Raw genomic sequence first — 17,204 nt, forward strand, 5'->3', positions numbered from 1 at the left:
ATGACGCCGAAAGAACGCGCCGAAAAGGCCGCCGCTGCGATGTGGGCGCAGGACCATGCCTCGAAATGGGCGGGGATGGACCTGGTCGAGGTCGACGAGGGCAACGCGACACTGGCGCTGACCGTGCAGCAGCACCATTGCAACGGGCACGGGATCTGCCATGGCGGCGTGACCTTCATGCTGGCCGACAGCGCCTTTGCCTTTGCCTGCAACAGCCGCAACCAGTCGACCGTGGCCCAGCACAACGTGATCAGCTATGTCGCGCCGGGCCGGCTGGGCGACCGGCTGACCGCCCGCGCGACCGAGCAGAGCCTGACCGGCCGCAGCGGCATCTATGACGTGACAGTGACCAACCAGGACGGTCAAAAGATCGCCGAGTTCCGGGGCTTTTCCCGCGCGATCAATGGCACCCTGTTTCCAGAAACTTGAGGTGAGGAGGACATCATGAAGGATCTGACCCCGAACAAAGCGGATCTTGACCCGATCGAGATCGCGTCGATCGATGAAATCCGCAGCTTGCAGTTGGACCGCCTGAAATGGTCGCTGCGTCACGCCTATGACAACGTGCCGATGTACAAGCAGCGGTTCGACGAGGCCGGGGTACATCCCGACGATCTGAAAACCCTGGCCGATCTGGCCAAGTTTCCCTTCACCTACAAGAACGACCTGCGCGACAACTACCCGTTCGGTCTGTTTGCCATGCCGCGGGAGCAGATCATCCGCCTGCATGCCTCGTCCGGCACCACGGGCAAACCGACCGTGGTGGGGTACACCAAGGCCGATATCGACAACTGGGCCGATCTGGTGGCCCGCAGCCTGCGCGCCAGCGGTCTGCGCAAAGGCGACATGGTTCACAACGCCTATGGTTACGGCCTGTTCACCGGCGGTCTGGGCGCGCATTACGGAATCGAGCGTCTCGGTGCCACGGTCGTTCCCATGTCCGGCGGTCAGACCGAGAAGCAGGTGGCCCTGATCACCGATTTCAAACCCGACGGCATCATGGTCACGCCGTCCTACATGCTCAACATCCTGGAACAGTATCACAAGGTCGGGATGGACCCGCGCGAAAGCTCTCTGTCGGTGGGCGTATTCGGGGCCGAGCCCTGGACGGATGCGATGCGCAAAGAGGTCGAGCAGGCCTTTGACATGCATGCCGTCGACATCTACGGCCTGTCCGAGATCATGGGGCCGGGCGTCGCCAACGAATGCGTGGAAACCAAGGACGGCCCGGTCATCTGGGAGGATCACTTCTACCCCGAGATCATCGACCCGCAGACCGGCGAGGTTCTACCCGACGGCGAAATGGGCGAGTTGGTCTTTACCACGCTGACCAAGGAAGGCCTGCCGATGATCCGCTACCGCACCCGCGACCTGACGCGGCTGCTGCCGGGCACCGCGCGTTCGATGCGGCGGATGGAGAAGATCACCGGCCGCAGCGACGACATGATCATCCTGCGCGGGGTCAACGTCTTCCCCAGCCAGATCGAGGAACAGGTCATGGCCACCGGCGGCATCGCCGCGCATTACCAGATCGAGCTGTACAAATCCGGCCGCATGGACGCGATGCGTGTCTATGTCGAGGCGATGCCCGACGCGGCCGACGAACTCAGCAAGACCGCCGCCGCGCGGATGCTGACCAAGCGGATCAAGGACATCGTTGGCGTTTCCACCGAGATCGTTGTAGGGGACCCCGGCGATGTCGAGCGCAGCCAGGGCAAGGCCAAGCGCGTCGTCGACAACCGAGACAAGGAGTGAGGTTTGGCCCGTACGATTGCAAAAGATCACGACCAGAAACGCGCCCAGATCCTGAAATCGGCGGCGCGGGTCTTTGCCCGCGAAGGCTTCGACCGCGCCTCGATGACCCAGCTTGCGCGCGAATGCGGGATCTCGAAGGCCAACATCTATCACTACTACGACAGCAAAGACGCGATCCTATTCGACATTCTCGAGACCTATCTGCGGGAACTGCGCGACCTGATCTGCGGGCTCGAGATGGACGGCCTCAGCCCGCCCGAAAAGCTGCACCGCGTGGTGGCCGAGATCCTGCTGGCCTATCAGGGCGTGGATGACGAACACCGGGTCCAGACCAGCGGCATGTCGGCTCTGCCCGAGGATCAGCAGCGCCTGTTGCGCGGGTATCAGCGTGACATGGTGAATTTCCTCAGCGCGATCCTGTCCGAGGTCGCACCCGACGTGTTCCAGGGCGACGGGGCCAAGCTGCGTTCGGCCACGATGTCGGTCTTCGGCATGCTGAACTGGTATTACATGTGGAATTCCGGTGCCGATGCGCAGGCGCGCCGGGACTATGCCGCGCTGGTCAGCAACCTGACCCTGTCGGGCGTCAAGGCGCTGTAGCACCGGTTCTGCCGGCATTGTGATTTGGCTTTCGCGGGTGTCCCGGCGTTTACTTGCGGTCGGAGGGCGCCATGCAAAAACCGGAACGGTTCGACGAATTCTATTTCGCCAAGGTCGGGATGGGCGAGGCCTGCGGCTGCGCCGAGCGCATCATCGACGTCTATGAATTCAACCGCAAAGCGGGTGCGCGTGACGCGGGCACGGGCAAGCTGGCCCGGTCAAGGCGTCGCGGCCTGCGATCGCTTGCCCTGAAATACGGCCTGATCAACCGCCCCAGCGGGCGGTGATCACGGGGTGCGCAGGCCCAGCCGCGTGACGACCTCTGCGGCCTCGGCCAGCCAGCGGTTTTTCAGTTCGACCCCCGAGGCCCGGCGCAGGCCCATCTGGCGCAGCTTTTCTATCCGGTCGGGGTTGCCCGCGCCGAAACTTGCGGCCACGCGGGGCCACCAGTAGTCGACCGAGTCCTGCAACGCCGGCGCCGCGCCCTGATCCAACAGCTTGACCGCGCCTTCCAGGGCCAATTCACCGTGATGCGCCTCGATCGGGGCGATAGCGCGGAACACCTCGGCCAGCGGCTGATAGGACACCAGCGCGAACTCGGCCAGTTGCACGCCCACGGCCCGGCTCATCAGCAGGTTCATCACCACCGCATCGGTCCAGCCTTCGATCGGATAGTTGAAGACCGCAAGGCGCATGTCATGTTCGCTGCGCGTGGCCCCGATATCGGCGGAACGGTTCAGCCGTGCGGTCCACGGGTGATGCGTGGCATAGCGGTCTGTATCCGCGCCGAACTCGCCCATGATCTTCAGAACGCGGTCGGCATTGTCGGTCTTTTCCAGAACGATCTTCGCCGCCGCGATACGTTCCTTGATGCCCGGGCCCTGGTTGATGATGTCGGCGAACCCCGCCGCACCGGCCAGTTCGCTGTCGACGAAGGTCGCCATCAGCTTCATCAGCTCGGCCCGGTATCGGGGTGGCACGTTGGTCGGGTTGGTCAGAACGCCGCCTGCGGCCAGGTAGCTTTCGATGCTCATGTCTTCGGCCATGGTCCCTCTCCCTTTACTGGTCGTAATCGACGACGACATTGTCGGTCAGCGGGTAGGCCTGGCAGCTGAGCACATAGCCCTTCTCGACCTCGTAATCCTCGAGTGCGTGGTTGGCGACCATCTCGACCTCTCCTTCGATCACCTTGCAGCGGCAGGTCGAACAGACCCCGGCCTTGCAGGCATAGGGGGCGTCCATCGCGTTTTCCAGCGCCGCATCCAGAATGGTCTGGTCCTTGGGCATGGTGAGGGTCTGGCTGGCGCCGTCCAGCGTGACGCGGGCCTGAGTCTGGTTGGCCTGTGCAGCCGTTGCCACATCGCCATGCTTGCGTTTGGCGCGGCCGGGTTGGGCGCTGGCGAACAGCTCGAACTTGATCTGGCTGTCATTCAGCCCGTGTTCGCGCAACGCCTCGGCAATGCCCAGCATCATCGGCTCGGGGCCGCAGATGAAGGCGGTGTCGGTGTTTTCGACGTCGATCCAGTGCTGGAACAGTTCGGCGCATTTCTCTTTGGTCACCAACCCGGTGAACAGGTCGATCTCCTGCGCGTCGGTTTCCAAGATGTGGATCACGTTCACGCGGCCCATATACTGGTTCTTCAGGTCTTCCAGCTCTTCGCGGAACATGATCGTGTTCACGCCCTTGTTGGCATAGACCAGCGTGAAGCGCGCATTCGGCTCGCGTGCCAGCGTGGTCTTTAGGATCGACAGCACGGGCGTGATGCCCGACCCGCCGGCAAAGCCCAGGTACTGCCGATGCGCGGCCGGGTCCAGCGGTGTGTGGAAGGCCCCCATCGGCGGCATCGCCTGCAGCCTGTCGCCCACTTTCAGCTCGGTGTTGGCCCAGGTTGAAAAGGCGCCGCCCTCGACCCGTTTGATGCCCACCTGCAGAACGCCGTCATCCTTGCCCGCGCAGATCGAGTAGGAGCGGCGCAGCTCTTCCCCGTCAAATTCGCGGCGGAAGGTCAGGTACTGGCCCTGGACAAAGTCGAATTCCTCGGCCGCGCCGTTCACCGGCTTCAGCGTGACCACGACCGCGTCGCGGATGGTCTTGTGGATGTCGATGACTTCCATATCGTGAAAACGTGCCATCCGGTCCTCCTCAGATGCACTTGAAATAGTCGAAGGGTTCCAGGCAGTCGGTACAGCGCCAGTGCGCCTTGCACGGGGTCGAGCCGAACTGGCTGACCTTTTCCACTGCCGTGCTGCCGCAATGCGGGCAGCGGTCGGGTCCGCCTGCGGGCTGGGGCGGTGCGATGCCGTATTCCTCAAGCTTCGCGCGGCCCTTGTCGCTGAGCCAATCGGTCGTCCAGGCCGGAGAGATGCGGGTCTCCAGCTTGATCTTGTCGATGCCGTGGTCGCGCAGGGCGGTTTCGATGTCCATCGCGATGACCGAGGTCGCCGGACAGCCCGAATAGGTCGGCGTCACGGCAACCTTCAGCGTGTCGCCCTCCCATGTCACATCGCGCACGATGCCCAGATCGACGACCGAGATCACGGGGATCTCGGGATCGGGTACGGCGTCGAGCCATTCCCAGACCTGCTCTACGGTGGCACGGTTCATCGGCCTTTACCAGGTTGCGCCCGGATAGGCCCGCTGCAGCCACTGCATCTGGGTCAGTAGATGGCCCAGATGTTCGGTATGCATGCGCCCGTCGCGGCCGCCCTTGTGGGCAAAGCGGCTGTCGGGAATGGTCAGGGTGGCTTCGATCAGCACGCGCTGAACCAGCACGTCGTATTCCTCGCGCAGGCTGGCCGGATCGGGGGCGATGCCCGCGGCGGCCAGCTCGGCATCGACCTCGTCGCTGGCGAACATCTCGCCCAAATAGGGCCAGAGGTAATCCAGCGCCTCCTGCATGCGCCTGTGGCTTTCCTCGGTGCCGTCGCCCAGCCCGACCACTGTGTCGCTGGACCGTTCCAGGTGATAGGCGACCTCTTTGCTGGCCTTCTCGGCAATCGCCGCGACCCGGTCGTCGGACGATTTCATCAGCCGGCCCAGCATGATCGAGTGCCACGCATCAAACAGGAACTGGCGCATCAGGGTGCGGCCGAAATCGCCGTTGGGCACCTCGACCAGCAGCACGTTGCGGAAATCCCAGGCGTCGCGCAGAAAGGCCAGATCGTCGGCAGACTTGCCTTCGCCCTGAACCTCTCCGGCCAGGCCCAGCCACATCTGCGTCTGGCCGATCAGGTCCAACGCGGTGTTGGCCAGGGCGATGTCCTCCTCTAGCACCGGCGCGTGGCCGCACCATTCGCTGACGCGATGGCCCAGGATCAGCGTGTTGTCACCCATCCGCAGCAGGAATTGCAGGAATGCCTCGTCGCGGGTCATCACATCGCCCCCACTTCTTCGGGGATGTCGAAAAAGGTCGGATGACGATAGACCTTGCTCTCGCTGGGCTCGTACAGCGGGCCCTTGTCGCTGGGCGAACTGGCGGTGATGTTGTTGGCCTCGACCACCCAGATCGAGACGCCCTCGTTGCGGCGGGTATAGACGTCGCGGGCGTTCTTGATCGCCATTTCGGCATCGGGCGCGTGCAGCGAGCCGACATGGCGGTGGCTCATGCCGTGCTGGCCGCGGATGAAGATTTCCCACAGGGGCCATTCGTTTTTCATCAGGTGTCCTCCTATCGGGTGGGTTATTCGGCTGCGACCTTGCGGGTGCGTTTCTTGCGGGCATGTTCCAGCAGACCGTCACGCACCCATTTGCCCTCGTCCCAGGCCTTGTTGCGGGCGGCCAGGCGGTCGGTGTTGCAGGGGCCGTTGCCCTTGATCACGTCAAAGAATTCCGACCAGTCGGGCTGAGTGAAATCGTAATGCCCGCGCTCTTCGTTCCATTTCAGGTCCGGGTCGGGGATGGTCAGGCCCAGATACTCGGCCTGCGGCACGGTCTGATCCACGAATTTCTGGCGTAGCTCGTCATTGGTGTTGATCTTGATCTTCCACGCCATCGACTGGGCCGAATGCACCGAGTCCTTGTCGGACGGGCCGAACATCATCAGCGACGGGTACCAGAACCGGTTCAGCGCGTCCTGCGCCATCTTGCGCTGTTCGGGCGTGCCCTCGGCCATCTTGCGGATCGCGTCATAGCCCTGGCGCTGGTGAAAGCTTTCTTCCTTGCAGATGCGGATCATCGCGCGCGAATACGGCCCGAACGAGGTGCGCTGCAGCGGCACCTGGTTCATTATCGCCGCCCCGTCGACCAGCCAGCCCACCGCGCCGATATCGGCCCAGTTCAGCGTGGGATAGTTGAAGATCGAGCTGTATTTCATCCGCCCGTCCAGCAGCATCTCGGTCAGTTCGTCGCGGCTGACGCCCAGGGTTTCGGCGGCGCAGTACAGGTACAGGCCGTGCCCGGCCTCGTCCTGCACCTTGGCCAGCAGGATCGCCTTGCGTTCCAGCGTCGGCGCGCGCGTGATCCAGTTGCCTTCGGGCAGCTGTCCGACGATCTCGGAATGGGCGTGCTGGCCGATCTGGCGAATCAGCGTCGCGCGATAGTCGTCGGGCATCCAGTCCTTGGGCTCGATCTTGATGTCGGCGTCGATCTTGTCCTGAAAGGCGCGTTCCTGCTCGGTCATTTCCTCGCGGGATTTGACGCCTGTTCCTGCCGTCTTGATCATCTGAGCGTACATGTCGGGTCTCCTCCCTTACACGCGTTCGAGAATTAGCGCGGCGCCCTGGCCCACGCCCACGCACATGGTGCACAAGGCATAGCGCCCGCCGGTGCGGCGCAGCTGATAGGCCGCCGTCATGACCAGCCGTGCGCCGGACATGCCCAGCGGATGGCCGATGGCGATAGCGCCGCCATTTGGATTCACATGGGGGGCGTCATCGGCCACGCCAAGTTCACGCAGGGTGGCCAGACCCTGGGCGGCGAAGGCCTCGTTCAATTCTATCACATCCATCTGCTCGATGCTCAGCCCCGTGCGGGCCAGCACTTTGCGGGTGGCCGGGACCGGACCGATTCCCATGACCCGAGGCTCGACCCCCGCGACCGCCATGCCCACGACACGGGCCATTGGGGTCAGGCCGTTTTTCTGCGCGGCGGCCTCGTTGGCCAGCAGAATGGCCGCGGCGCCGTCATTGACGCCCGAGGCATTGCCCGCCGTCACCGTCTTGTCCGGCCCGTTGACGCCCTTCAGGCCCGCCAGCTTTTCGGCCGTGGTGCCGGGGCGGGGATGTTCGTCGGTGTCCACCACCAGCGGATCGCCCTTGCGCTGGGGGATGGTCACGGGGGTGATTTCCTCGGCAAAAACGCCGGCCTGATGCGCGGCCGCCCAGCGGGCCTGGCTGCGCGCCGCAAAGGCATCCTGATCGGCACGGCTGATGTCATAGTCCTCGGCCACGTTGTCGGCGGTCTGCGGCATTGAATCCGTGCCGTACATCTGCTGCATCCTCGGGTTCACGAAACGCCAGCCGATCGTGGTGTCATAGACAGCGTTGGCGCGGGAAAAAGCGCTGGTGGCTTTGGGCATCACGAAGGGCGCGCGCGACATGCTTTCGACGCCACCGGCAATCGCCATGTCATAATCGCCCGCCTTGATGGCCCGCGCGGCCATGCCGACCGCATCCATGCCGCTGGCGCACAGGCGGTTGATCGTGGTGCCGGGCACCTGAACCGGGAAACCGGCCAGCAGGGCGGCCATGCGCGCCACGTTCCGGTTGCTTTCGCCGGCCTGGTTGGCATCGCCCAGGATCACGTCATCCAGGCTGGCCCAGCCCACCTGCGGGTTCCGCTCTTTCAGCGCAGCCAGCGGAATCGCGGCCAGATCGTCTGTGCGAACCTGGGACAGGGCCCCGCCATAGCGTCCGATCGGGGTGCGCTGTGCGTCGCAGATGAAAGCGTCCATGCGTCAGAACCTCGTGTCTTGCGTCCGGGTCAATAAGTGACCGCTTGGTCGGGTAATACGCCCGGAAGCGATTCGCGGCAAGGAAAATGTAACGCAATCGCGCACCAAATCGAAATTCGGTAACGTATTTGTTCCGACATGAGAAAACCCGCACGGGGGCGGGCGATCTCGATCTTCGGGGCGGGAACCTGCTAAAGCTGACCGGCTTCGGTCAGAACCTTGCGCGCCACGCGAAAGCATTCCAGCGCCTGCGGGACGCCGCAATAAATGCCGACGACATGGATGATCGCCCGGATTTCCTCCTTGCTGACGCCGTTGTTCAGGGCTCCGCGACAGTGGATCTCCCACTCGTGTATCTTGCCCAGGGCGCCGATCATCGACAGGTTCATCATCGAGCGGGTCTTGGGGTCGATCACCTCGTCCCCCCAGCCGAAGCCCCAGCACCAGGCTGTCATGGCCTCCTGAAACGGGCGGGTGAAATCATCTGCCGCGGCTAGGTTCTTTTCCACGTATTCGTCGCCCAGCGTCGCCTTGCGCTGCGCCAGTCCTTTCAGGAACAGGTCTTCGTCAAAGATGTCGGCCATCGTCCACTCCGCTTGAATCTGTATCCACCGCCTCGCGCATCCATTGCTGCAAGCGGGCGATCGAATGTTCCGACATTACGCCGCAAGCCGGGTCCAGTACCAGCGGGCCGGGGCGATAGCCGCGCGATTTCAGGCCGCGATGCACGCTTTCAACCAGCCGGATGTCTTCTTCGACCGTGGTTTCCCGGTCCTGCACCGCCAGTTGGCGGATCACCGCGCTTTCGGATCCGCCCTCGGTGTACCAGCCGCGCCAGACGGTGCAGTGATCGGCATCCTGCGCGCGCCAGTGATAGGTGTTCAGCACATTGCCGGGATAGCACTGGAACGAGAACATCGGCCACAGAAACCACGACTGATAGTCACCCGCATGGGGCACAGACAGGTCGATGGGATAGGTCATCTTGTCGAGGCTCTGACACTCGGTCGTATGGCGCAGAACGTATCCGCCGCCTGCATCGGGTTGAATGTCATAGGTCTCGGGTTTGACCACGCCGGTGGCAAAGGTCGGGTGATTGGTCGGGCAGTGATAGCATTCCGAGTAATTCTCGATACTGACCTTCCAGTTGCAGTTTTCGGGAATCTCGACCCATTCCAGCGGCTCAAGATCGTCGATCTGCGGGACAAAGGCGCGGATTTCCGCGCGCACGCCGGGGTACCAGTCGTCCATTGGCGCTGCATCGTCGTCGAGGTTGACGAAGATGAAGCCGTTGAACAGCTCGGTCCGCACCGGCGTCAGGCAGATCGCGCTGCGGTCGAAGCCCGGAACCGATTTGATGTTCGGCCCGGCGCGCAGTTGCCCGGTGAGTTCATAGGTCCAGGCGTGATAGGGGCAGACGACGACGCGGGTGTTGCCGGCCCCGGTCACCATCTCATGCGCGCGGTGCTGGCAGACGTTGTAGAAGGTGCGGATTTCGCCATCGCGCCCGCGGATGCAGAACAAGTTCTGACCCGCGATTTCAAAGGCGAAATAGTCGCCCGGCTCGCGCACTTGCGCCACATGTCCGGCAAATTGCCAGGTGCGGGCCAGAAGGCCCTGTTTCTCCTCCTCGAATATCGCCGGGTCGATGTAATAGCGGGCTTCCAGCGATCGGGTCAGCGGTGCGGTCATTCAGGCTCCTCCGCATAAAGGCCAAGTTGGTGCCGGCGGCGGTGAAACCGCTCCACACGCTCGACGATTTCATCGCTGGACAGGGCGACCACGAAAGACAGAAGCGTCTCCAGCAGCGCGATGGTCGAAACCGATGACGGAAAGAACTGGGGCGTGTCGGCGGCGACGACAAATCCGTGTTGCGCGTTCAGGATGACTGGGCTGGCGGGGCTGTCGGAGATGCCGACCACGGTCATGCCCTGTTCGCGGGCCAGCTTTACCGCCTCGATCACTTCGGTCCGGTAGGGGTGGCAGGTCATCGCGATCAGCACGTCCTGTTCATCGGCCCAGGCCAGATCGTCCACCGGGGTCGAACCGGGCCGGGGGATGGCGTGGAACTGCTTCATCCCGGTCGAGGCCAGATAGGTAAAGTTGCGCGCGTTCGCGTTGTTGACGCCGACGCCCAGCGTGAAAACCTGACGTGATGTCCAGATCGCCTCGGCCGCGGCCTGCAACCGGGTGGCGTCGATCCCGGCGAAGGTTTCTTCGATGTTTCGGATCGCTGCCCCAACCATGTCGGCATAGAGGCCGCCCAACTCGCCGGATTTGCCGATTTCCTGCAGCCAGCGGGCGCGGTCGGGGAACGACACGGTGCCCCGACGGATGGCGTCGCGGAACGGCGCGCGGAAATCCTCGTAGCCCTCAAAGCCCACCTGCCGCGCCATGCGCACGAAGGTGTTGGGCTTCACGTTCGCGGCCTCGGCGATCTCGCGCACGGTCGAAACGCCCACATCCGCCGGGTTCTCCAGCACATAGCGGGCGGCCTTCTGCGCCTCGGGTGTCAGGGCGTCCCATTCACGGGTCAGCCGGTCAAGAACGGTGGTTGATACATTTGTGTCATTCATGATTGACGATGGTACAAATGTGGCCTTAGCCTGTCGAGAAGAAATGCGACTCGGTGAGAGGAAAAATCATGCCCGGGAAGGAACTGCCGTCACAGGCCCGCGTGGTGATCGTGGGCGGAGGTGTCATGGGCGTCGGTCTGGCCTATCACCTGGCGCATGAGGGCTGGACGGATGTCGTTCTGCTGGAAAAGGCCGAGCTGACCAGTGGCAGCACCTGGCACGCAGCCGGGCAGATCACCCATTCGACCAGTTCCTTTGGTCTGGGCAAATGCGTGGACTACAACATCGGGCTCTATTCCGGTGCGCTCGAGGCCGAGACCGGGCAGGCGGTGACATGGCACGGATGCGGCTCGTTCCGGCTGGCCTATACCGAGGGCGAGATGGACTGGCTGCGCCACACCCTGTCGGTGGGCCGGTCGCTGGGCTTCAACATTGAACTGGTCGGCCCCGACCGCGTGGCTGAACTGCACCCGTTCTACAACCTCGACGGGGTTCTGGGCGCGCTGCACACGCCGGATGACGGGCATGTGGACCCGACGAACGTGACCATGGCCATGGCGGCGGGGGCGCGTCAGCTGGGCGCGCGGATCATCCGCCGCTGCCGGGCCACCAACATCACCCAGGCGGCCAATGGCGAATGGGTGGTCGAGACCGAACGGGGCACGATCCGCTGCGAACACGTGGTGAATGCGGGCGGCGCCTATGCCCGGCAGATGGGTGAATGGTCGGGCTTGCAACTGCCGATGACATCGATGACCCACCACTATTTCGTGACCGAACCGGTGCCACAGTTCCAGGACCTCGATCACGAGTTGCCTGTGATCCGCGATGACCGCAAGGTCTCGGGCTATATCCGCATGGAGCAGAAGCGCGGGCTGATCGGGATCTACGAAAAGGAGAATTCGAACTCGGTCTGGCATGACCATTGCCCGTGGGATTATGAAAACTGGTTGTTCGACGCCGATTACGACCGGGTCATGCCGTGGCTGGAAGAAAGCCTGAACCGGATGCCGATTTTCGCCGATCTGGGCATCCAGCGCGAGGTTCACGGGGCGATCTCGCACCCGCCCGACGGCAATCCGCTGATCGGCCCGGCGCCGGGCGTGCGAAACTATTGGTGCTGCTGCGGCACGCAGATCGGCATCGGCTGGGGCCCGGGTCTGACGCGCGAACTGGCGCGGTGGATGGTGCATGGGGCGGCGGACATCTCGATGCGCGACTATGATCCGCGCCGGTTCGGGGCCTATGCCACCAAAGACTGGCAGGTCACCAAGGCGCATGAGGATTACAAGCTGCGCCACGAAATTCCGTTTCCGCATTTCAACCGTCTTGCCGGGCGGCCGGTCAAGCCGTCCCCCCTGTATGGCCGGCTGAAAGCAAAGGGGGCCGTGTTCGAAGAGGTTTATGGCCATGAACGCCCCCGCTGGTTCGCAAAGGACGGCGTTGAACAGCGCGACCATTATTCCTTCCGCCGCAATGTGGTGCATGACATGGTGGCCACCGAATGCAGGGCCGTGCGCGAGGCGGTCGGCATCATGGATATCTCGGCCTTCACCAAGGTCGAAATCAGCGGCCCGGATGCCCGGGCCCTGCTGGACCGGCTGGTTGCCAACCGCCTGCCGCAAAAGGTGGGCAGCATCGCGCTGACCCACATGCTGAACCGCCGTGGTCGGATCGAGCTGGAGACCACGGTCGTGAAACTGGCCGAGGACCGGTACTACCTCGTCTGTGCCGCCTTCTTCGAGCAGCGCCTGCTGGACCACCTGACCCAGCATCGCGACGAAGAAAACGTCGAAATCATCCTGCGATCCGACGACTGGGCCGCGCTCAGCCTCAATGGCCCCCGGGCGCGCGAGGTTTTGGCCGCCTGCACGGATGCCGACCTGAGCAATGCCGGTTTCAAATGGCTGACCGCGCAGGAAATCGACGTGGCGGGTCACCGGCTCTGGGCTTTCCGCATGTCCTATGCCGGTGAATTGGGATGGGAACTGCACATGCCGCGTGACAGCGCCTTGGCCGTCTACGATGCGCTCTGGTCCGCGGGCGCGCCGCATGGCATCGCCGATTACGGGTCGTTCGCGATGAACGCGCTGCGGATGGAGAAGGCCTTCAAGGGCGCGGGCGAGTTGACCAACGAGGTCACTCTGGCCGAGGCCGACGTGCTGCGCTTTGCCCGCACCGACAAGGAATACCTGGGCAAGGACCAGACCCTGAACCCCGATCTGCGCTGGGTCTGCGCCTATCTGGAGATCGAACCGGATGGCGAAAACGATGGGCATGGCGGCGAGGCGGTCCTGCTGGATGGCCAGGTCGTGGGTTCCACCGCCTCGGTGGCCTACGGGCATACGGTCGGCAAGATCCTTGCCTTTGCCTATGTCAAACCGCAGGCCAATGTGCCGGGAACCGACGTGCAGGTGGTGATCGCCGGCGCACCGCGTCGCGGGCGGATCCTGGGCGCGCCCGCCTATGACCCGCAAAGCCTCCGGCCCCGTACCGACACCGCGATGGAGGCTGCGGAATGATCCCGAAAACCATGAAGGCCATGGTCCTGACCGGGCATGGCGATCTGGACAAATACGAATGGCACGAGGACTGGCCCACGCCCACACCCGGCCCGATGGAGGTGCTGATCAAGGTGGGCGCCTGCGGGCTGAACAACACGGATGTGAACACCCGCACCGGTTGGTATTCCAAGGCGGTGGACGAGGCAACCACCGGCGGCGCCTATTCCGAGGTGGATGACGACGATAGCACCTGGGGCGGCGCGCCCCTGACCTTCCCGCGCATTCAGGGCGCGGATGCGGTTGGCACGGTCGTGGCCGTGGGCGAGGGGGCCGATCCCGCGATCATTGGCCGGCGGGTGATCGTGGCGGGCTGGCTGCGCGACTGGTCCGAGCCGATGAACCGCGACAGGGCCGGATATTTCGGCTCGGAATGTGACGGCGGCTTTGCCGAATACACCAAGGCCGACATTCGCGGCGTAGCGGCGATCGACTCCGACCTGAGCGATGCCGAACTGGCGACCTTCAGCTGCTCGTACGTGACGGCCGAGGGCATGTTGGACAGGGCGCAGGTCGGCGAGGGCGACACGGTTCTGATCCCCGGCGCCTCGGGCGGTGTGGGCGGGGCGCTGATCCAGCTGTCCAAGCTGCGCGGCGCCCGCGTGATCGCCATGGCCAGCGCGGCCAAGCACCCCGAAGTCGCCAAACTAGGCCCGGATCGCATGCTGCCGCGCAACCCCAGGAACCTGCGGGCCGAGCTGAAAGGCGAAAGGATCACCGTCGTCGCCGACGTCGTGGGCGGAGAGATGTGGCCCAAACTGATCGACATGCTGGAGCGTGGCGGGCGCTATACCTGTTCGGGCGCAATTGCCGGTCCGATCGTCCAATTCGACCTGCGCACCTTCTATCTGCGCGATCTGACCTTCACCGGGTCGACCGTGAACACGCCGCAGAACTTCTTTGATGTCGTGAAATACATAGAAAATGGGCAAATCAAGCCAGCATTGGCCGCCACTTACCCGTTGAGTGAGCTGCGAGAGGCCCAGCAGGCCTTCATCGACAAGCATCATATCGGCAACATCGTGGTGATCCCATGACTCTGGAAAACGTTCTCGAAGCCGCGCGGCACCTGCATCACAGCCTGCCGGCGCTGTCCGAATTCGGCAACTGGCCCACCGACCTGACCGCAACCGGTTTGCAGCCGCGAGCGATCCCGGCAACCGAACAGGTGCAGACGCTGGATCAACCCGGATCACCCCGGACAACGGGGCTGGTTCAGGCGATCCGGTCGGCGGCGCATCTTGCCCACTGGAAACGAACCTATACCGAGGCAGAGGTCGGTGCCGATTTCCGCAATCGGTACGGGTATTTCGAGCTGTTCGGGCCAAGCGGTCATTTCCATTCGACCCAGCTGCGGGGCTATGTCGCCTATTGGGGCGCCGGGCTGGACTATGACTGGCACAGCCATCAGGCCGAGGAGCTTTACCTGACGCTGGCGGGCGGTGCGGTCTTCAAGGTTGCCGAGGACCAGGCCTTTGTGGGCGCTGAAGGCACGCGCTGGCACGCCAGTTGGCAAAGCCACGCCATGTCCACGGGGGATCAGCCGATCCTGACATTCGTGCTGTGGCGGGGAGAGGGGTTGAACGACCTGCCAAGGATGGACGCCGCATGAAGATCACCCGCATCTCGGTCTTTCACGTCGATCTGCCGCTTGAGCATCCCTATTGGCTGTCCGGCGGACGTCTGAAATTCGAGGTGCTGGATGCCACCTTCGTCAAGATCGAAACCGATGCCGGGCTGACCGGCTGGGGCGAGGGTACACCATGGGGCCACACCTATGTGCCCGCCCATGGGCCGGGCATCCGGGCGGGGATCGAGACCATGGCGCCCTTCGTCTTGGGGCTGGACCCGCGTCGGGTTCTGGAGGTCGAGCGGGCGATGGACCACGCGCTGCCCGGGCATCTTTACGCCAAATCGCCGATCGACATGGCCTGCTGGGACATTGCCGGACAGGCGGCGGGGTTGCCGATTGCCGATCTGATGGGCGGCGGGTCGCGCAGCCCCACGCCGATCGCCTCCTCGGTCGGGGCCAAGACCGTCGAGGAAACCCGCGCGGTGATGGATCGCTATCGCGGCCGCGGCTATTGGGTGCATTCGGTCAAAGTGGGTGGCGACGTGGATCGCGACATAGAACGCATCCGCGATGTCGAGGCGCACCGCCCGGCGGGAGAACGCATCCTCTATGACGTCAACCGCGCCTGGACGCGGCAACAGGCGTTGCGGGTGATGAAGGCCACCGAGGATCTGGGCGTGATGTTCGAACAACCCGGCGAGACGCTGGACGACATCGCCGCCATCCGGGCCCTGCATTCCGCGCCGGTCAGCGTGGATGAAAGCCTGGTCACCCTGCAGGACGCCACACGCATTGCCCGCGACGGGCTGGCCGAGGTCTTCGGGATCAAGCTCAACCGTGTCGGCGGCCTGACCAAGGCCGCGCGGATGCGGGACATCGCGCTGGCGCATGGCATCGACATGTATGTGATGGCCACCGGCGGCTCGGTTCTGGCCGACACCGAGGCGCTGCATCTGGCCGCCACCATCCCGGATCACAACCGCCTGGGCGTCTGGGCCTGTCAGGACATGCTGACGCTGGACGTTGCGGGCGTGCGCGGTCCACGCAACCGTCAGGGCCATCTTGAACTGCCCGAGGCCCCCGGCCTCGGCGTGGCCCCGGATGAAGATGCACTTGGGGATCCAAAGACCATGTACCAATGACCCGCATCACCCGCATTTCGCTCTGGCATGTGCCGCTGACCAGCCATCAGGCCTATTACATGGCTGACGGCAAGGCCTGCGACACGGTTGAAACGGTGGTTCTGGCGCTGGACACCGATGACGATCTGACCGGTTGGGGCGAGGTCTGCCCGATTCCGCATTACCTGCCCGCCTATGCGCGCGGCGTGGCCCCGGCGGTGAAGGACATGGCCGCAGTTCTGCTGGGCGCCGACCCGATCGGACCCGAGGCGTTGATGGCGCGGCTGGACCGGCACCTGCCGGGGCATGTCTATGCCAAATCGGCGATCGACATCGCGCTGTGGGATCTGACGGGGCAGGTGGCAGGGCTGCCACTGCACGCGCTGCTGGGCGGTCGGCGGGCGCGGACGATGCCGCTCTATCACTCGATCACCTGCATCGCCCCGGCCGAGATGGCCCGCATCGCCCGCGAGGCGCAGGCGCAGGGCATCACCCAGTTCCAAGTCAAGCTGGGTGCGGATTCCGATTGGCAGGCCGATGTCGAACGCCTGCGTCTGGTGCGCGAGGGGGTGGGCGACGGGCCGCTGGTCTATGGCGATTGGAACTGCGGCGCCACGTCTCTGGACGCCAGTCGGGTGGGGCGAGCGGTTGCGGATCTGGATGTCATGCTGGAACAGCCCTGTGCCACGATTGAGGATTGCGCGCGCGTGCGCGCCGCCACCGGCCTGCCGATGAAGTTGGACGAATGCGCACACGACACCGCCAGCCTGATGGCTGCGCATGCGCTGGGCTGCATGGACGCGGTCGCGGTGAAATTGTCGAAATTCGGCGGGCTGTCGGCTGCGCGCCGGGCGCGTGATCTGTGCCTGCATCTGGGGGCGAAGATGTGCGTCGAAGACACCTGGGGGTCCGACATCACAACTGCGGCCCTGCTGCATCTGGGCGCGGCCACCGAACCCGCGCGTCTGATGAACGTGTGCGACCTGTCTGGCTATGTCGCGCCACGGCTGGCCCCCGATGGCCCGACCCGCAAGGGCGGCCGGATCGCGCCGCCCGACGGGGTCGGCCTGGGCGTCGCGCCCGACCGCGAATACCTGGGCGCGCCGGACGTGATACTGGATTAGGGA

19 protein-coding genes are annotated in these 17,204 nt (G+C 64.2%); 9 read left to right on the top strand and 10 right to left on the bottom strand.

The window, feature by feature from the left end:
* The 4 genes from paaI (at position 1) to ACR0IR_RS00495 (ending at position 2,642) form a co-directional block, all read left to right on the top strand.
* Complete coding sequence (gene paaI / locus ACR0IR_RS00480; RefSeq protein WP_170365212.1) at positions 1–429, top strand: hydroxyphenylacetyl-CoA thioesterase PaaI; 429 nt, start codon at positions 1–3, stop codon at positions 427–429.
* Between the two features lie 15 nt (positions 430–444).
* Positions 445–1,755: a phenylacetate--CoA ligase PaaK gene (gene paaK / locus ACR0IR_RS00485; protein ID WP_170365053.1), complete on the top strand. Its 1,311-nt coding sequence runs from the start codon at positions 445–447 to the stop codon at positions 1,753–1,755.
* A gap of 3 nt (positions 1,756–1,758) precedes the next feature.
* A complete protein-coding gene (locus ACR0IR_RS00490; RefSeq protein WP_005978266.1) occupies positions 1,759–2,355 on the top strand; it encodes a TetR/AcrR family transcriptional regulator in 597 nt (198 codons plus the stop codon).
* 71 nt (positions 2,356–2,426) lie between these two features.
* The gene (locus tag ACR0IR_RS00495) at positions 2,427–2,642 is read left to right on the top strand and encodes a hypothetical protein (RefSeq protein WP_170365052.1); all 216 of its coding nucleotides are present in this window, start codon (positions 2,427–2,429) and stop codon (positions 2,640–2,642) included.
* Here the strand turns inward: ACR0IR_RS00495 and ACR0IR_RS00500 are convergent, their stop codons facing one another.
* The 10 genes from ACR0IR_RS00500 to ACR0IR_RS00545 form a co-directional block, all read right to left on the bottom strand.
* Positions 2,643–3,401: a Phenylacetic acid catabolic protein gene (locus ACR0IR_RS00500; protein ID WP_170365050.1), complete on the bottom strand. Its 759-nt coding sequence runs from the start codon at positions 3,399–3,401 to the stop codon at positions 2,643–2,645.
* Positions 3,402–3,414: 13 nt separating this feature from the next.
* Positions 3,415–4,488, bottom strand: coding sequence for a 2Fe-2S iron-sulfur cluster-binding protein (locus tag ACR0IR_RS00505; RefSeq protein ID WP_170365048.1), 1,074 nt, complete (start codon positions 4,486–4,488; stop codon positions 3,415–3,417).
* A gap of 10 nt (positions 4,489–4,498) precedes the next feature.
* Positions 4,499–4,960 (bottom strand): 1,2-phenylacetyl-CoA epoxidase subunit PaaD, encoded by a 462-nt coding sequence (gene paaD / locus ACR0IR_RS00510; protein ID WP_170365046.1) that lies wholly within the window; start codon positions 4,958–4,960, stop codon positions 4,499–4,501.
* Between the two features lie 6 nt (positions 4,961–4,966).
* Positions 4,967–5,728 (bottom strand): 1,2-phenylacetyl-CoA epoxidase subunit PaaC, encoded by a 762-nt coding sequence (paaC, locus tag ACR0IR_RS00515; protein ID WP_170365044.1) that lies wholly within the window; start codon positions 5,726–5,728, stop codon positions 4,967–4,969.
* The gene (gene paaB, locus ACR0IR_RS00520) at positions 5,728–6,012 is read right to left on the bottom strand and encodes a 1,2-phenylacetyl-CoA epoxidase subunit PaaB (RefSeq protein WP_005978248.1); all 285 of its coding nucleotides are present in this window, start codon (positions 6,010–6,012) and stop codon (positions 5,728–5,730) included. The genes paaC and paaB overlap by 1 nt, the downstream gene beginning before the upstream one ends.
* A gap of 23 nt (positions 6,013–6,035) precedes the next feature.
* Positions 6,036–7,028 (bottom strand): 1,2-phenylacetyl-CoA epoxidase subunit PaaA, encoded by a 993-nt coding sequence (gene paaA, locus ACR0IR_RS00525; protein WP_170365043.1) that lies wholly within the window; start codon positions 7,026–7,028, stop codon positions 6,036–6,038.
* Positions 7,029–7,043: 15 nt separating this feature from the next.
* Complete coding sequence (gene pcaF / locus ACR0IR_RS00530; protein WP_170340300.1) at positions 7,044–8,246, bottom strand: 3-oxoadipyl-CoA thiolase; 1,203 nt, start codon at positions 8,244–8,246, stop codon at positions 7,044–7,046.
* 191 nt (positions 8,247–8,437) lie between these two features.
* Positions 8,438–8,830, bottom strand: a complete 393-nt coding sequence (locus ACR0IR_RS00535) for a carboxymuconolactone decarboxylase family protein (RefSeq protein ID WP_170365041.1) — start codon at positions 8,828–8,830, stop codon at positions 8,438–8,440.
* Positions 8,814–9,938, bottom strand: a complete 1,125-nt coding sequence (locus ACR0IR_RS00540) for an aromatic ring-hydroxylating oxygenase subunit alpha (protein WP_170365038.1) — start codon at positions 9,936–9,938, stop codon at positions 8,814–8,816. Before ACR0IR_RS00540 ends, ACR0IR_RS00535 begins: the two co-directional genes overlap by 17 nt.
* Positions 9,935–10,822 carry a MurR/RpiR family transcriptional regulator gene (locus ACR0IR_RS00545; RefSeq protein WP_170365037.1) on the bottom strand — a complete coding sequence of 296 codons (888 nt, stop codon included), beginning with the start codon at positions 10,820–10,822 and terminating at the stop codon, positions 9,935–9,937. The genes ACR0IR_RS00540 and ACR0IR_RS00545 overlap by 4 nt, the downstream gene beginning before the upstream one ends.
* Before the next feature lie 68 nt (positions 10,823–10,890).
* Between ACR0IR_RS00545 and ACR0IR_RS00550 the strand changes: the two genes are divergently transcribed.
* The 5 genes from ACR0IR_RS00550 to ACR0IR_RS00570 are packed head-to-tail and all read left to right on the top strand — an operon-like array spanning position 10,891 to position 17,201.
* Entirely contained in the window at positions 10,891–13,344 is a 2,454-nt protein-coding gene (locus ACR0IR_RS00550) for an FAD-dependent oxidoreductase (RefSeq protein ID WP_170365035.1), read from the top strand.
* Positions 13,341–14,420: an alcohol dehydrogenase family protein gene (locus ACR0IR_RS00555; RefSeq protein WP_217357131.1), complete on the top strand. Its 1,080-nt coding sequence runs from the start codon at positions 13,341–13,343 to the stop codon at positions 14,418–14,420. Before ACR0IR_RS00550 ends, ACR0IR_RS00555 begins: the two co-directional genes overlap by 4 nt.
* Complete coding sequence (locus ACR0IR_RS00560; RefSeq protein ID WP_170365033.1) at positions 14,417–14,995, top strand: dimethylsulfonioproprionate lyase family protein; 579 nt, start codon at positions 14,417–14,419, stop codon at positions 14,993–14,995. Before ACR0IR_RS00555 ends, ACR0IR_RS00560 begins: the two co-directional genes overlap by 4 nt.
* Entirely contained in the window at positions 14,992–16,098 is a 1,107-nt protein-coding gene (locus ACR0IR_RS00565; protein WP_170365031.1) for a mandelate racemase/muconate lactonizing enzyme family protein, read from the top strand. The genes ACR0IR_RS00560 and ACR0IR_RS00565 overlap by 4 nt, the downstream gene beginning before the upstream one ends.
* A complete protein-coding gene (locus ACR0IR_RS00570; protein ID WP_170365029.1) occupies positions 16,095–17,201 on the top strand; it encodes a mandelate racemase/muconate lactonizing enzyme family protein in 1,107 nt (368 codons plus the stop codon). Before ACR0IR_RS00565 ends, ACR0IR_RS00570 begins: the two co-directional genes overlap by 4 nt.
* The last annotated feature ends 3 nt before the right edge of the window (positions 17,202–17,204 follow it).

This window comes from Ruegeria sp. CF2, assembly GCF_056537385.1.

What these genes read in the sequence shown, in the direction of transcription:
- paaI (WP_170365212.1), top strand. Translation starts at nt 1, where the DNA reads ATGACGCCGAAAGAACGCGCCGAAAAGGCCGCCGCTGCGATGTGGGCG.
- paaK (WP_170365053.1), top strand. Translation starts at nt 445, where the DNA reads ATGAAGGATCTGACCCCGAACAAAGCGGATCTTGACCCGATCGAGATC.
- ACR0IR_RS00495 (WP_170365052.1), top strand. Translation starts at nt 2,427, where the DNA reads ATGCAAAAACCGGAACGGTTCGACGAATTCTATTTCGCCAAGGTCGGG.
- ACR0IR_RS00500 (WP_170365050.1), bottom strand. Translation starts at nt 3,401, where the DNA reads ATGGCCGAAGACATGAGCATCGAAAGCTACCTGGCCGCAGGCGGCGTT.
- ACR0IR_RS00505 (WP_170365048.1), bottom strand. Translation starts at nt 4,488, where the DNA reads ATGGCACGTTTTCACGATATGGAAGTCATCGACATCCACAAGACCATC.
- paaD (WP_170365046.1), bottom strand. Translation starts at nt 4,960, where the DNA reads ATGAACCGTGCCACCGTAGAGCAGGTCTGGGAATGGCTCGACGCCGTA.
- paaC (WP_170365044.1), bottom strand. Translation starts at nt 5,728, where the DNA reads ATGACCCGCGACGAGGCATTCCTGCAATTCCTGCTGCGGATGGGTGAC.
- paaB (WP_005978248.1), bottom strand. Translation starts at nt 6,012, where the DNA reads ATGAAAAACGAATGGCCCCTGTGGGAAATCTTCATCCGCGGCCAGCAC.
- paaA (WP_170365043.1), bottom strand. Translation starts at nt 7,028, where the DNA reads ATGTACGCTCAGATGATCAAGACGGCAGGAACAGGCGTCAAATCCCGC.
- pcaF (WP_170340300.1), bottom strand. Translation starts at nt 8,246, where the DNA reads ATGGACGCTTTCATCTGCGACGCACAGCGCACCCCGATCGGACGCTAT.
- ACR0IR_RS00535 (WP_170365041.1), bottom strand. Translation starts at nt 8,830, where the DNA reads ATGGCCGACATCTTTGACGAAGACCTGTTCCTGAAAGGACTGGCGCAG.
- ACR0IR_RS00540 (WP_170365038.1), bottom strand. Translation starts at nt 9,938, where the DNA reads ATGACCGCACCGCTGACCCGATCGCTGGAAGCCCGCTATTACATCGAC.
- ACR0IR_RS00545 (WP_170365037.1), bottom strand. Translation starts at nt 10,822, where the DNA reads ATGAATGACACAAATGTATCAACCACCGTTCTTGACCGGCTGACCCGT.
- ACR0IR_RS00550 (WP_170365035.1), top strand. Translation starts at nt 10,891, where the DNA reads ATGCCCGGGAAGGAACTGCCGTCACAGGCCCGCGTGGTGATCGTGGGC.
- ACR0IR_RS00555 (WP_217357131.1), top strand. Translation starts at nt 13,341, where the DNA reads ATGATCCCGAAAACCATGAAGGCCATGGTCCTGACCGGGCATGGCGAT.
- ACR0IR_RS00560 (WP_170365033.1), top strand. Translation starts at nt 14,417, where the DNA reads ATGACTCTGGAAAACGTTCTCGAAGCCGCGCGGCACCTGCATCACAGC.
- ACR0IR_RS00565 (WP_170365031.1), top strand. Translation starts at nt 14,992, where the DNA reads ATGAAGATCACCCGCATCTCGGTCTTTCACGTCGATCTGCCGCTTGAG.
- ACR0IR_RS00570 (WP_170365029.1), top strand. Translation starts at nt 16,095, where the DNA reads ATGACCCGCATCACCCGCATTTCGCTCTGGCATGTGCCGCTGACCAGC.